At 46.0% G+C, this 14,564-nt stretch carries 14 protein-coding genes; 6 read left to right on the top strand and 8 right to left on the bottom strand.

Going from position 1 to position 14,564, the window contains the following annotated elements:
* The first annotated feature begins 107 nt into the window (after window positions 1–107).
* Window positions 108–926 carry an SDR family NAD(P)-dependent oxidoreductase gene (locus tag CR164_RS08370; protein WP_110023473.1) on the top strand — a complete coding sequence of 273 codons (819 nt, stop codon included), beginning with the start codon at window positions 108–110 and terminating at the stop codon, window positions 924–926.
* 125 nt (window positions 927–1,051) lie between these two features.
* Window positions 1,052–1,744, top strand: a complete 693-nt coding sequence (locus tag CR164_RS08365; RefSeq protein ID WP_110023472.1) for a zinc metallopeptidase — start codon at window positions 1,052–1,054, stop codon at window positions 1,742–1,744.
* Window positions 1,745–2,208: 464 nt separating this feature from the next.
* Here CR164_RS08365 and CR164_RS08360 read toward each other — a convergent pair whose 3' ends face one another.
* Together CR164_RS08360 and CR164_RS08350 are read right to left on the bottom strand one after the other, a co-directional pair.
* The gene (locus tag CR164_RS08360; protein WP_146204153.1) at window positions 2,209–2,583 is read right to left on the bottom strand and encodes a hypothetical protein; all 375 of its coding nucleotides are present in this window, start codon (window positions 2,581–2,583) and stop codon (window positions 2,209–2,211) included.
* Window positions 2,584–2,870: 287 nt separating this feature from the next.
* Complete coding sequence (locus CR164_RS08350) at window positions 2,871–4,331, bottom strand: aminoacyl-histidine dipeptidase (protein WP_110023468.1); 1,461 nt, start codon at window positions 4,329–4,331, stop codon at window positions 2,871–2,873.
* 165 nt (window positions 4,332–4,496) lie between these two features.
* Between CR164_RS08350 and CR164_RS08345 the strand changes: the two genes are divergently transcribed.
* Window positions 4,497–4,724: a hypothetical protein gene (locus tag CR164_RS08345; RefSeq protein WP_110023467.1), complete on the top strand. Its 228-nt coding sequence runs from the start codon at window positions 4,497–4,499 to the stop codon at window positions 4,722–4,724.
* An 89-nt stretch (window positions 4,725–4,813) separates the two neighbouring features.
* On the opposite strand, the gene CR164_RS08340 is transcribed toward CR164_RS08345, so the two are convergent.
* The 4 genes from CR164_RS08340 to CR164_RS08325 form a co-directional block, all read right to left on the bottom strand.
* Window positions 4,814–5,377: a cell wall hydrolase gene (locus CR164_RS08340; protein ID WP_110023466.1), complete on the bottom strand. Its 564-nt coding sequence runs from the start codon at window positions 5,375–5,377 to the stop codon at window positions 4,814–4,816.
* A gap of 156 nt (window positions 5,378–5,533) precedes the next feature.
* On the bottom strand, window positions 5,534–6,049 hold the full coding sequence (locus CR164_RS08335; RefSeq protein WP_110023623.1) for a GNAT family N-acetyltransferase: 516 nt from the start codon (window positions 6,047–6,049) through the stop codon (window positions 5,534–5,536).
* A gap of 71 nt (window positions 6,050–6,120) precedes the next feature.
* Entirely contained in the window at window positions 6,121–6,636 is a 516-nt protein-coding gene (locus CR164_RS08330; RefSeq protein WP_110023465.1) for a DinB family protein, read from the bottom strand.
* Between the two features lie 146 nt (window positions 6,637–6,782).
* Complete coding sequence (locus tag CR164_RS08325) at window positions 6,783–7,427, bottom strand: HAD family hydrolase (RefSeq protein ID WP_110023464.1); 645 nt, start codon at window positions 7,425–7,427, stop codon at window positions 6,783–6,785.
* A 298-nt stretch (window positions 7,428–7,725) separates the two neighbouring features.
* Between CR164_RS08325 and CR164_RS08320 the strand changes: the two genes are divergently transcribed.
* Window positions 7,726–8,148 carry a hypothetical protein gene (locus tag CR164_RS08320; protein ID WP_110023622.1) on the top strand — a complete coding sequence of 141 codons (423 nt, stop codon included), beginning with the start codon at window positions 7,726–7,728 and terminating at the stop codon, window positions 8,146–8,148.
* A gap of 12 nt (window positions 8,149–8,160) precedes the next feature.
* Here CR164_RS08320 and CR164_RS08315 read toward each other — a convergent pair whose 3' ends face one another.
* Both CR164_RS08315 and CR164_RS13100 read right to left on the bottom strand, forming a co-directional pair.
* Window positions 8,161–8,796 (bottom strand): 3'-5' exonuclease, encoded by a 636-nt coding sequence (locus CR164_RS08315; RefSeq protein ID WP_110023463.1) that lies wholly within the window; start codon window positions 8,794–8,796, stop codon window positions 8,161–8,163.
* Between the two features lie 957 nt (window positions 8,797–9,753).
* Window positions 9,754–9,918 (bottom strand): hypothetical protein, encoded by a 165-nt coding sequence (locus tag CR164_RS13100; RefSeq protein WP_167392940.1) that lies wholly within the window; start codon window positions 9,916–9,918, stop codon window positions 9,754–9,756.
* A gap of 575 nt (window positions 9,919–10,493) precedes the next feature.
* On the opposite strand from CR164_RS13100, the gene CR164_RS08295 reads away from it, so the two are divergent.
* The gene (locus tag CR164_RS08295; RefSeq protein ID WP_110023459.1) at window positions 10,494–11,891 is read left to right on the top strand and encodes an SAM-dependent methyltransferase; all 1,398 of its coding nucleotides are present in this window, start codon (window positions 10,494–10,496) and stop codon (window positions 11,889–11,891) included.
* A 5-nt stretch (window positions 11,892–11,896) separates the two neighbouring features.
* A complete protein-coding gene (locus CR164_RS08290) occupies window positions 11,897–14,374 on the top strand; it encodes an ATP-binding response regulator (RefSeq protein ID WP_110023458.1) in 2,478 nt (825 codons plus the stop codon).
* The last annotated feature ends 190 nt before the right edge of the window (window positions 14,375–14,564 follow it).

Below are 14,564 nucleotides of genomic sequence, written 5' to 3'. Positions count from 1 at the left end.
TGTTATCATCCGCTTTTGGATATTTGCTATCTTCCTTTTTGTATCTGTTTTAGCTTGCGCCCTATCATCACGGTATCGACACCTGAGCCACACAACAAAAGAAACATATGGAACACATATTGATAACCGGAGCCTCATCGGGAATTGGAAAAGTTTTTGCGGAAGAGTATGCATCCCGCGGAAACAATCTCATCCTTGTCGCCCGATCAAGAGAAAAACTCGATGCCCTCGCAAACACTTTAAGCAACACGTACGGCGTTGATGTCCGAACGTTCCAACAGGATCTTTCCTTTCCAGACAGCGCGGAGAAGGTTTTTGACTTCTGCAAACGTGAACAGCTTGTGGTAAGAACGCTGGTAAACAATGCAGGTTTCGCCCTTGACGGAGCCTTTGACGCTCAACCTCTTGAAAGTCATGAAAAGATGATCACGTTGCACACTCTCACGCTCATCAAGCTCACGTATCTTTTTCTGCCTGAAATGAAACACAGAAATCAGGGAGAAATTCTCAACCTCTCTTCGATCACAGCTTTCCAGGGCATTCCGTACAACGCAGTTTATGCTGCCACAAAAGCATTCGTTCTCAGTTTTTCAGAATCGATCAGAGAGGAACTCAAAGACTCAGGCATACGGATCTTGGCTCTTTGCCCTGGACTAACCGAAACCGATATTTTCGATAAAACCGGAATTGATCCTCACAAGACGTTAATGCCTGTCGGGCCACCCGAACAGGTCGTAAAAGCGGCAATAAATGCTTTACAAAAAAACAAACTCTATACCGTCCCCGGGTTTGCAAACAAGATTTTGGTACAAAGCGGACGTCTGCTTCCGAGATCTGTCATGCTGAAACTTGCAATGGTTCTCAACAGACGAAAAAAATCCAAGATAAAACACTCACAACCCAATGATCCCCTGCAAACCCCATAAGCTTAACAAAAGAGACGCCGGAATACATCTTTTCCGTCGTCTAATTTTTAAAAGCAATTTGGAAAGTTTTTAATTATTGCATGAGGTAAAACCAACCCTTTTACAACAAAACCGATATCAGATACATGTTTTATTTCGATCCTTTATACTTTCTATTCGCGCTTCCCCCCCTGCTCCTGGGCCTCTGGGCACAGTTCAGGGTAAAATCGGCATTCAATAAATATTCCCAGGTCACTCTTGCAAACCGCATCAGCGGAGCGCAGGCTGCCCGTATGATTCTCGACCGAAGCGGTCTCGGCAATGTAGATGTTGAAGAAACACGCGGCATGCTTTCTGACCATTACGATCCGCGCAGTAAAAAGCTGCGCCTGAGCGAACAGGTTTACGAGCTTCCCAGTATCGCCTCCGTCGGTGTAGCCGCCCATGAGGCAGGACACGCCTTGCAAGACAAGAAAGGATACATTCCTCTTCAAATACGTTCAGCTATGGTACCGGCCGTTTCCATTGGCAGCAACCTCGGGCCGATCATTTTCATTGTCGGCATGTTCATTGCGGGATCTTTCGGAACGACTCTTGCCTGGACAGGAATACTGCTCTTTGCAGCAACGGCTCTTTTTGCGCTGGTAACCCTGCCGGTCGAGTTTGACGCAAGCAAACGGGCCAAAGAAATCCTCGTTTCGCAAGGCATTGTTTCCAGACAAGAGCTTAAAGGAGTCAATGCCGTGCTCGATGCTGCAGCTCTCACCTACGTTGCCGCAGCGGCACAGGCCATCATGCAGTTGCTTTACTTCATTACGATAATGAACCGGCGAAACTAAGCACTCTCATTAATAGCACAGCTACTCCCATGGCTGATTCTGGAGGGAGTTGACCACCTCCATTATAAACGGAATAAGCTTCTCTTCTCGTCATCCTCGGGCTTGACCCGAGGATCCAGCGACATTCCTGTTTTTCACTATGGATGCCGGATCTGGTCAGGCATGACTCTCGAAAAATTTGGATGCCGCATTTTGTTGCGCCAGGTATGAGTTCGAGGGAACCGGATATCACCATTATACTCGGCATAAGCCTCTCTTCTCGTCATCCTCGGGCTTGACCCGGGGATCCAGTGACTTTCCTGTTTTTCACCATGGATGCCGGATCTGGTCCGACATGACTCTCGAAGAGATTCAGCGCCGCATTACGCCCGGCATGACTTCGGGAAACAGCATGCTGAATCTCTCCGTGCAATAAGAAAGTTCTGACAAAAACACCTCTGAAAAATCAAACACAATTTGCTTGTTCACTTGCAATTACAAGTCTTTTCCAGTTCTTTTTTGTTTTCGTTGAGATTCTGGACACAATCCCAGACAACAAGCTCAACGTTATGATCTGCATGCGGCTGGGTTTCGGTGCATTGCCACTGATAACAGTTTGCATTCGACATCTTTTTGTAATGCTTTTCAACTGCCGGTTTACCACATAATTGACAAGCGGTCTGGACATCCTTGAACCATTCAAACCAGGGAGAACCTTTTATCTTGTGATTTACCGGCCCCTCTGTAAACGAGCACTTCCGGTTTCCATCCTCGAACCTCATCGCTGCATTTGTCTCGAGAAGCCTTTCCAGCTCTTCGTTAGTCATGCTCCCGAAGTTGTTCATTTCGCTTGGTGACATAACACGTCTCCTTTTTTGGGTTTTGAAAAAAATCAGAGTTGTAAACCCCTGTCCCTTTTTGTCCCATAGTGAAGGCGCTCCCTTTCCTCGGCAGCAGCTGCATGGACAACCGTATCTTGAGCAATTACGCTTTCACAGAGATGAAACAAAAAAAGCAAACCGTTACAAAACAAGCCTATAGGAACAAACAGCAATATAGAAGCGCTCCCATCCAATCACATGCCCGTCAACAATGTCTCGAGGATTGGCCCGCTTTCTTTCTCGAAGCTGTCAACTCTCTTGGCAATTCACACTTCAGGTACGTTTCTGAGCGCTTCCACGAGGAAATTCCAGAATTTTCCTACAGAGGCGATGTGAACCTTCTCATCCGGAGAATGAGGGTAACGAATAGTCGGACCAAAAGAAATCATGTCGAGCCCAGGATAGGTAGACCCGATAATTCCACATTCCAGACCAGCATGAACCGCTTTTATCTCCGGGGCTTTTCCGAATTTCGCTTTGTAGACATCCCGCATGCTTTTGAGAATCGTTGACTCGGGGTCGGGTTTCCAACCTGGATAGCTTCCACTGAGCACCGGTTCTGCTCCGGCAAGCCTGGCAACACTTCGGATCATGATTCCAAGATCGTCCCGGGCCGAGTCAACCGAGCTTCTCAGCAAACATTCAACCTTCAACGCTCCATCGCAAGAAGCAACAACAGCAAGGTTGTTGGAAGTCTCCACAAGACCGGGCACCTCGTCGCTCATGCGCATCACGCCGTCCGGCAACGCATAGAACATATGAAGAAAGCGGGAAACGACAGAATTTTCGATAATGTATTCTGGCGTCTCGACAGGAACCGTTATGACACGAAGCCCTGAATCCACTACTGCAAGTTCGCGTTGTACGATTTGAGAAAACATTGCAAGTTCGTCAAGAAAACACCGGGACTGTTCGGCAGGGACAACAACGGTCGCCTTCGATTCACGAGGGATGGCATTACGGAGAGTGCCGCCCTCGATCGAGGCCAGCTTCAGGCCATGGCGCTCATGACCATAGTAAAGAAGGCGATTCATGATCTTGTTAGCGTTTCCGCGCCCAAGATGAATGTCCATGCCACTGTGCCCCCCCTTCAATCCCGAAACCCCGATCATGAATCCCGCATGCCCTTCGGGGACAGGACGTTTGTCGTAATCGAGGATCACTGTAACCTCGAGACCGCCGGCACACCCTATAAACAGCTCACCTTCATCTTCCGAATCCAGGTTCATCAGAATTCCGCCTCTCAGTTGTCCGGCCTTCAAGCCGAAAGCGCCGGTCATGCCTGTCTCCTCTTCACAGGTAAACAATGCCTCTATGGGACCATGTACCAGTGTTGTAGATGCAAGCACTGCCATTGCAGCTGCAACCCCGATGCCGTTATCGGCTCCAAGGGTAGTCCCATCGGCACGCACCCAATCGCCGTCGATTACCGCCTCGATCGGATCGTGCTCAAAATCATGGTCCGTATTACCGTTCTTCTGCGGTACCATGTCGAGATGAGCTTGCAGAACAACACCCTCACGGCTTTCCAAGCCCGTAACGGCGGGTTTCCGGATGACGATGTTGCCAATATCGTCAACGGTGGTTTCCAATCCGAGATTTTTACCGAAATCAGCAATGAACGACCTGACTTTTTCTTCATGGCCGGAGGGACGAGGCACCTTGGTCAGACTGTAGAAATATTTCCAGACCTCCTGTGGTTCCAATCTGAGAATATCCTCACTCATAGCCAATTTATCCCCTGGTTTTAATCTCTGCTTAGAGGTATCTATCAATATACAGGAAGATATTTTGAGTGCAGAAAAAATCCGCATTATTTCTTTAGCCAATTGTGCTATATTTACCAACATATCCCAGTTCAAAAGCACTTCAAACCATAAACAGATACAGCTATGGCAGAAAACAGCAATGGCGTTTTTTCCGACCTCTTCAATGCGGTTGGCAACACGACACAGAATGCGGCAGACAATGTGATCAACGGAGCAACAAACGTCACCAATGCAGCCCAGGAATACGCTAACCTCGGCGTTTCTATCGCAACCGGGGCAGCAACCTCGACACTCAAGCTCGTGCAGGATGTTTTGTCGGGTATCTCATCCACTCTCAACCCGAAGCAGTAACAACCTGCCCCAAAAGAAAAAACCTCCTTGCATCTGATTGCTGCAAGGAGGCTTCCTCTAAGACCACTTTATCTATAACTTTGAAAATTTTACATGTAAAACACATGCCTCCCGATCGTGGTGACCTCTTTTTTAGCTCCAGCCCAGTAGGGAGAAACATAATCGGCATGATAATGCGTAACACCTTCGAGCTTCTTTGCAAGAGGAAGGTCAGGATTGAGCATGACTTCAGCCGCCGCCGTTTTTGCCTTTTTCCAGGCTGCACGATCTCCTACCCTGTCCGGTAAACCGTCCCAGAACCAGCTGAACTGCTTGTACTCCTTGACTACTTCTTCAATCGTATCAGGATAATCCGCTGATTTGACGCGATTGAGAGTCACTACGCCGACAGCAAGCATACCCTCCCATGATTCCCCCCGGGCTTCATGGTAGATATTGCGGGCAAGCCATTCGATTTCATCGCTCTGAAGGGTTTTTACATATTCGTTATTGCGCCGCTCAAGCTTCTGGCGAGGCTGTGGCGAAATATGACTTTTTATCATAAAACCTATCGAAAAAAGCCCGGCGAGCGCAACGGCTCCGCCGAGAGCTTTTGCCTTTTCTGCAGGAATAGCTTTGGTTCGTTCCTTGAATATGTTTATCAGTTTTTTCATAAAATCGCACCTCGACTGCCGCAGCACTAAACAATTACACAGCACCTGCGCCAAAAAAAGTCATTTGACCCGCAGTAAAAAAACAAAAAAAATCAAAAAAACAAAGACAACACAGCAGCTAAAGCCACAATACGCTTCTCAACCGTTCAACCCTCCTCAACGGCCATCAGCCTCGAATGCCTTATGGAACGTAACGATCCCCTCTGGTGTATGCTCCCCGAAAGGCAAAACAAAAAAAACATCCTGCGGTACCCCCTTATGCATAAGTCCCACCGGATTAACAAACCCGAATCGCCGATAATACTCAGGATGCCCAACAAGACAACACCCTAAGGCCCCTATCTTTTTCAGTCGTGACAGTCCTTCCCGAATCAAAGCCCTACCGATACCCTGCCGCTGGTACTCCGGCAGGACCGATACGGGTCCAAGACCATACCAATCAGGAGTACCATCCGAAAAAGTCACGGGTGAAAATGCAATATGCCCTACCACACGCCCACCTACTTCAGCCACGAGGGATACAGTCAATGCTCCTGCGGAACGCAATGCCTCGGTTACGAACTGCTCCGTATGATCGCTGATTTCCATCTCCCTGAACGCCTCGATAGTAACCTGGGTTATCACAGGAACATCACGCTGCGTTTCATCTCTGACAACAACTTCAAGATTCATAGGTTGAGCCATAAAACCGCTTTTTTATTTGATCATACTTTTCCATACTGGCACCACGCTCTTTTCGATGGCTAACCTTGCCATGACGCAGCAGGTTTATTCGCCCAGACCCAGACGATAAAATCGGTCACGGGTGGAGTTGTACCAAGCTCCCGAAGCCTCGCGTTTACCTGCCCACGATGATAGGTTGTATGCGAGAATACCTGCACAAGAAGCTCTGCAAGTGTTGTTTTCCGCACCTCGAATCCGATTTTCTCACCAAACTGCTGCGCCCAGGGCAGCTCAATGACAGCATCGAGCATATCCGGCTCAAGCGCTTCGTGGTAGCTTGCAGCTCTCCGATGCAGGTTCATAGCGAACTGTTCGAGCTCAGCCATGTCAAGCGAACGAGTTGCTTCAGGGTCGAAAAACTCCTGCTCGAAGACATTGAGGAATGCATGCTGCACCATATGGTTGTGCCGGAGTTTCACAAGCACGGACTCATCATTACCGGCATCCGGGCACTTTCTGATAGAGGAAAACACCATCGCATCTGCCCAGCCTGTATAACGGGCAAAATCCTTGAAAAGTGAAAGAGTATTTATCATCCTTGTTCACCTCAAGAGGTTTTCGATAATGCTTCTGCTTGTAAGCGGAAAATACAGAAACTCTTCTTTTTTTACCTCCCGAACACCACCCTCAGTTCATGTTATTCCATATGTACATATCAGGGATCTTTATGAACAGGACAATGTCAAGCCTGTACTAACGATACAACGCTTTCGAACGAATCGATCAGAAACGTTGGGTTGAGACTACGAAGTTCTTCCGTGGAATTGTTTCCATAGGTAACCGCACAGGTATCCGCACCTGCCCGCTGCCCCATTTCGATATCATAAATTGTATCACCTATAACCAAAGACTCGCCCGCGAGAACATTCAGAGCTTCCAATGCAAGCAAAACCATATCGGGAGCCGGCTTTCCCTGTTGCACATCCTGCGCTCCGGCGATAAACGAGAAACGTTCAAAAATCCCGAGATGCCGCATCATGGCCACAAGACCGTGTTTGCTTTTGCTGGACGCAACCGCAAGTAGAAAATCCTGTCGCAACAGGTCCAACGTTTCTTTCACCCCTGGAAACAGACACGTCAACCCGAAGGCAACCTCATTGTAGTGCTTTCGGTACAACTCGACCGCCTCCGGCACCTGCCGAGGCTCAAGCCCAAGCCCTACCTCAATCGTATGCTGCAGTGACAGACCGATACTCCGCCGGGCATTTTCCTTATCAACCCCCGAAAGCCCGAAATCCTCTGCCACCAGCCGAAGGGACTCCATGATACTTACCTCACTATCAGCCAACGTCCCGTCAAAATCAAAAACCAGCAACTTATATTTCATACTCTGCACTGCCTTGCACTTTTATGATCAGCCTTGTACGTTTTCATTTAGCAAAAAAACCTTTTTTCCTTTTTTGAGCCCTATTTTTTCTTCACGTCGATTTCAAGTATACTGTGAAAAAGCTCGCAGGTATAAACGCCAAAACCACATAAATAATTTTAGCAGAAAAAGATACGCATTCATACCTGAAACCTGGATTTTGCCCATCGCTATTTTTATGATAACACTGAATAGAGCAAGGGCGATCACCCATATCCACCGCCATCCTTACAAAACATTGTTCCCTGATACTGATTCAATGACCAAGCACAAAACCCTTGAAGAAAACATCGAAGCTGTAACAAAACTATCACTGCAGTTTCTCGCCGAAGCGATCGGGCAATGCCCGGCAGGACTTGAACAAACCAGGAACCGGGATGTCGTTTTTGCCGTGCTCGGCTTCCAGTATGGCGCAGTACAAAGCGCGGCTTATGTGGCGGGAATGGACGGCGAAGCAGCGTCATGTATCGTTGAAGATATCGTCAGCAGAATCAACGGCATGGACAAGGAAACCGTATCGAAAATCCTTTCTCTGATGCCGATGCTCGCCGAAAAGGAATACCCACCGATCAATATCGGCGGCAAGGCCATTGTCGGCTTTTATAACGCATCCTCCGACGAGGAAAAACTGACAACTGCCGGTTCGTTACGGGAAATCCTCAAACAGATCGATCAGGCATGAACCGACTCGCCCCTATATTTCGCTTGTGTCTGCAAGAGAAGTAAGATACCGATGAGTATAAAGCTTGTCGATTTTCGAAAGCTCGCTCATCTGGTCGAAGGATACTTCGGAAATCCTGTATTGCCTGCGAATCCGCTCGATCATCGACAACCACAGATACGCCGTCATCTCGGCATCGGCAAGCGCACGGTGAAAATCTCCCGTCTTCGGCACACCCGCATGCGACAACAGCGTCTGCAACTTGTGGTTCGGTGAATTTTGAAACACCCTTCTCGACACAAGCAGCGAGCAGCAACAGTCGCCCTTGTATGCCCGGTTCACCCGTTTCAGTTCTGAATCCAGAAAACGCTTGTCGAACGACGCATTGTGGGCGACAATATTACGGCCATCAATGAACTCCGAAAACTCGGCCATCACCTCTTCACACCGCGGCTGGCCACTGAGCATTTCGTTGGTAATACCGGTATACCCCTCAATAAACCGACTGATGCGGAATCCCGGGTTCATCAGCTTCTGAAAACGCTCGACAATCCTCCCCTCTTCGAGCCACACCGCCCCGATCTCGATGGCCCTATCCCCGTACTGCGGCGACAATCCTGTCGTCTCGAAATCCAATACCACAACACTATCCGCCAACGCCTTCTGCATATACCTGATTGACTATCGTTATTTCAAACCTGCTCCCTTGTTCGGTGTTTTGTGACAAACGCCTCTCTTTTTCGGTTCAAAACATTCCTTGCAAACTCATAGTCATGAACAAAAAATCCTGAAGCATGCTCAAACACGATGATATAGACAAACGTGTATTCATCACAAAGCTCATAAGCCCAGCCTCTTTTGAAACAAAGCGTTCGCAAAAATTCACTGTAGCGCAAGAGACAATCAGAAACTTTCTATCGTACAACAACAGATCCTTTTAGTCGCCGTTCGGAGGAACAAGCCGTTCAGCTATCAACTTATTTTCAAAAAGACTGAAAGGACAAAAAAACAAACAGATTTTTTCAAATTTTCAGTCATTTTCGCCTTTTCAGAATTTATTGACATTAACTCATCACCCAAGAATAAAATATAGCGTCACAGCAAAAGTACGACAAGGAAAAACATATGCAGGTCTTTATGAATAATAACCGCAAACAGATCGAGACATGGTTGTAGAATCGAATGAAAAGCACGTCAGAGAAAATGAGAGAAACTATAGGACTTAAAAGGAAAATCAGCAGAAAACATCCGAGTCGGAAATATACACATGCCGGAAAAACAAATGAGGCAGACTCAAAAGCAGAGCTTCACGACAATCGATCACCATGCATACGTTTCCGGCAAAGAGTCATGCCGAGCTGTGAAACAGAAGTTCGGATTTCACAGGGATAGCGGCACCCAATCTCCCTAAAAAGTCATGCAGGACTTGATCCGGCATCCATACTGACTTTGATCGGAAGATGGATCCCCAGGTCAAGCCCGAGGATGACATGGAGAGAGTAGTCATGCTAACCCGTGAAATAGTTGTTCCGTATTTCACTGATCAAGCCCGATGGCAGCGACATAAAAACTGATTACAGGACTAATGAATGTGCCTCTTTTCGATGTAAAAACTTTGTAGAAAGATTACTCTTCTTTATCTTTTTTTTCCCGCTCTTTCTGGTCCTCCGGTACACATGCATGGGAAGACTCTTCCCCGTGGCACTGCTTAATGGTTTCAGGCGTGCATTCTTCCGGCGTACTTTTCAAGTTTTCAGGCTTCTGGCAGCAGCATGAATTTTTTTTATGCATAAGAGAACTCCATTCAAGATTTATAAAAGGATGTTGGTGTAAACCTCCGACTCATGACGAACAAATAAAGATAATCAGGAAAAAGTTCCTTAATATTTTACCAACATCACCAACCAAAACATCCTTTTGATAACTTCTCCCCAAAAATTACCTAAAAAAGAAAAAAAATCTCACAAAACAGAGAAACATCGCTGCAGTATTTCATAAAGAGTAACCCAAACCATATGTCATCTCCTCCATGTTCATACACTCGGAAAAGTTCGCCGACCATCCGCCAAAGCGGGCTTTCAGTTTGTTCGATCAGGCCATTCATACTGTTGCCGACAACATCGAGCAGCAAAAAACGTTATACCGGTTTGGGCTCGTAAAGAGAAACAAGTTTCCAAAACGATATTCGGCTATCCATTTCGCTAAAACCATCAGGAATTGTTTAAGTAACAGTAACAAAAAAGGGTTTAAGCCCTTTTATAAAGATCGCTACATTTTCCTGTACATGACTAGCCCTTAATCACCATAGAGGACGTCACAATGGTAGTCATTGCAAACCTGCCTCGACTTAATTAGTAAAACACACCATGAGTCTCCACCTTAACACTGCATTCCTACTGCACTCAATTGATGCATGGGAACAAGATCGTGAGAAACGATTCAATCTTGCTTCTTTGACAGAATCTTTTCATGAATCAGTCCCTATACTGGACTTTCTTGACTGGAAAATCACAGCCGTTAAACGTGGTTACACAGAAACCGTCCTCCCTTTAACCCCCAACGCATCGAATCAGCACATTTCTCATCAGGCAGCTTTAATGCTTCTTGCTGCCGATTATACAGGAGGCCTTGCTCTTGCATCTCTACTGCACATGGTACCTGTAATTGGCTTCTGGCCATCTTTGAATGATAGTGCCGCCTATATGTGGGGAGCAAAAGCCTTTATTCATTGGTTTGCTCCCAGTTGCCACAATTTGACCTGCAAAGCAAAAATCGAAAAAGACAAATGGGATCATTTAGCAAAAAGGTTTGCAAATAGTGACAAAGTAGTAGTTACTATTCCGATCAAAATGTTTAACGGTGAAAAGCTTGTCGCAGAAGCTGACTTCACTTACTGGACGCAGGATATTAATGGTATGAAAAGAAATGCCTTTGATGTTACTAAAATCAATGCACTCTACGAGTACAAAACAAAAACAACCGCAAAACTTATTGCCGGTCTACGGGCATTGGAACAGGAAAAACCTAATAGAGAAAGACGATTTGATGATCCTTACGCTTTCATGTTGGCAGGTAAACACGGCATTACCCTAGCCAGACGTTTTAGTATAAATACTCCGCAACTGCAAAATATGGTTGCGGCAAGAACACTGCACCTCGACAAAATCGTAACACAATTCTCTAAGAAAACAGACCTCTTTAATGTCGTGAATATAGGTGTAGGTTATGACAGTAGATTTTGGCGATTGAATATTGAAAACGCTTTCATTTATGACCTTGATTTACCAGTCATGTTGAACGAAAGAAAACGGATTTTCGACTACTGCAAAAATAAAATGACACAAAGCATTGATATCGATCTCCAGTTCCAACCTATAGATGTAGCATTACGCGAAAAATGCAAGTTCGATCCTTTTCTACCGACCTTCTTTATCTGGGAAGGAGGATCAATGTATTTTCAGGATGAAGACATCAACACCATTTTTGCATCTATCAAAAAAATAATGTCTTACGGCTCCTGTATCTGGTTCGACTATGTATCCAAAGATCTTATAGAGGATGCTACCAGCATCAAAGAAGCTGAAGAATTCATGAAAAATATGCGTAAAATGGGAGAATCATTCATTAATGGTTATAATAACATCCGTATTCTTGCCGAAAAACATCATCTCAAAATACAACAGGATATCTGTTCAGGAACCGTATTGAACACTGAAGAGGCTATCTACAAACATTATGGTTTTTGTACTCTTAGAGGAGAATAGCAATCATGGTTTTCAAGCATACCCCCATATCAAACCTATTAAAAAAAAGCTTTGATTTTTTCCGAAAAGATTATGAACGCAACGAGTTCACGATAGACATTTCACGATACGTCGGCTTCTGGGCGCACCCTCTTTACTACTTGATATGGACAGCTATCCTTCCACAACCCTATGAGTCGCCTCTACTTCGTTTTGCCTCAGCAATAACCTTCATTCCCTTGTTTTTCTACAAAAGCTATCCCTCAAGCTTCAAACCATGGATAAATCTCTACTGGTATTTATGGTTAACTCTTACACTGCCAATAGTTTTTACCTTCCTGACACTGATGAACAATCTTTCAGGAATGTGGCTGGTATGTGAAACCATGATGATTCTTGTATTCATAATATTTGTACCTAATTATTTCCTGATGACGTTTCTGATGGTTTTTGGCATATCAGTCGCCTATGCAGGTTTTGTTTTTTCAACAGGAACTCATTTAGTCCTCACAACCGAAGTCATAGAGTATATGCTTCCTATCCCAATGGCAATACTCTTAGCACTGCTTTTTAGTTATACGACAAAAAGGGGAGCAATGGCCCAGGAAAAAAATAGGGCATTGCAATCCCTCGCCGGCAGCATCGCTCATGAAATGCGTAATCCACTTGGACAAATTCGTCATTGCCTGACCAGCATCAAAAAACTGCTGCCACCTTTTCATACAGAACAACTTACCCAGTCGATCAAAAAGGCATCACTCAACCGACTGTATCAAAATGTAGCACATGGGCAGATGGCTGTAAAACGAGGTATACAAGTAATTGACATGGTTCTCGGCGAAATACGGGAAAAACCAATCACCACTGACAGCTATACCTATCTTTCCGCATCACGGATCACACGAAAGGCCCTCGATGAGTATGGCTATGATTCGGATAGTGAGCGAAACCGGATACACTTTGATACTCGTGAGTCGTTCATTTTCCATATTGATGAGACTCTCTTTCTTTTTGTCTTATTCAACCTGCTGAAAAATGCTCTTTACTATTTTAGGAACCATGCCGATAGCAAGATCCAGATCCGTCTGAAAACTGGCACTGAATACAACTATCTTCTTTTTCGCGATACAGGACCAGGCATCGCGAAAGAGGATCTACCCCACATTTTTGACAGTTTTCACACAAAAGGAAAGCAAGAGGGGACCGGCTTAGGGCTGGCATACTGCAAACGGATAATGAAAGCTTTCGGCGGAAACATCACCTGCGACTCGGAAAAAGGAAAATATACCGAGTTTACCCTTGCTTTTCCGGTTGTAAGCAACAACGATCTGGCCCGCCATAACAACGATGTTATAGCCAACGCTTTGCCTGATTTTCGTGGAAAGCGGTTATTGATTGTCGATGACGAACCGCTCTACCGAATGACGCTGAAAAAATACCTCCTGCCTCTTGAAGTAGCACTCGATGAGGCTGCAAATGGCTTTGAAGCCATGGTATATGCGGCAGAAAATCGTTACGACCTCATCATCATGGATCTGAACATGCCGCAAATGAACGGTTACGAAACTGCCGAGCGGCTGCGATGTGGAGAAGCCGGCGCAGAAGCGGTTACCACCCCTATTATCGCCCACAGCACTGAACCCGCCTACATTGCAGGAGCAATGTCGGAAAAGGCAGGAATGCAGGCTTTGCTTGCGAAACCTTGCAGCCAGGCTGAATTAATTAACGCTCTACACGAGGCTCTCATGACAGGGACACACAAATCCCTCAAAAACAATCTGATTGAAAGCTCACGGGTACTGTTAGTCGATGATTCGGCTCTGAATAGAAAACTGCTCGCCATGAATCTGACCGACACCGGCCTCAAGGTAGCGTTAGCTGAAAACGGAGCAGAGGGCTGGAATATGCTTCAGACACTCGAGTTCGATCTGCTGATCACCGATATCCGGATGCCCGAGATGGATGGCCTGGAACTGACCCGTTTACTCCGCACAAGCAAAAATCATCGTTTACGCAGGCTACCGATAATCGGTCTGAGCGGCGCCGAGGAAGAAAAGGAAACAGCAAAAGCCGTTGGGATGGATGAGTTCAGGCTTAAAACCGAAAATCCGGATCTTTTACTGGCTTCAATTGAAAAGCTGCTCTCTTCATCACCTTTCAAACAGCCGATTGATTGCACCTTGCCGCCATTTAACCTGGCACCCTCACCTGAGTCGATGGGCCTTTCAGCGGCTGACATAGAGGACCTTTTCAAAACGTTCCTCGATGAGTTTCAGGATATCGAAACTTCGATGTACAAGGCCCTTGCCGAACAAAATATCGAGTACTTGCGAGCACAAGCACACAAGCTGAAAGGCAATGCCGCACTCTTTGGCGCAGAGCCTTTGAGACAGACAGCCGAGACCCTGGAAGAAAGTTGCCGTTCGAACCAGACCGATGAGCTGGAAAAACAGGTTACAGACCTGCTCATAGCCTTATCTGCTCTTTCGAAACATGCTTTTTAAAGTTACCCTCACCGATCATCCGGCAAAAAGGAAAATCAGCGATGTCCAAAGATTCCATGACCTGCATTAGGTAATTATCAGAAAGAATTAGAGTATATTATCATCAAGATTCACCTCCGACAGTAACCAATAGAAAAATGAAACGTCTTCTTCAGGGCATATTTCTACTCCTGCTGTCAATCGGAATACC

This window comes from Prosthecochloris marina (genome assembly GCF_003182595.1).
GTDB lineage: Bacteria > Bacteroidota > Chlorobiia > Chlorobiales > Chlorobiaceae > Prosthecochloris > Prosthecochloris marina.
This window is presented reverse-complemented; position numbering and strand designations above follow the sequence as displayed.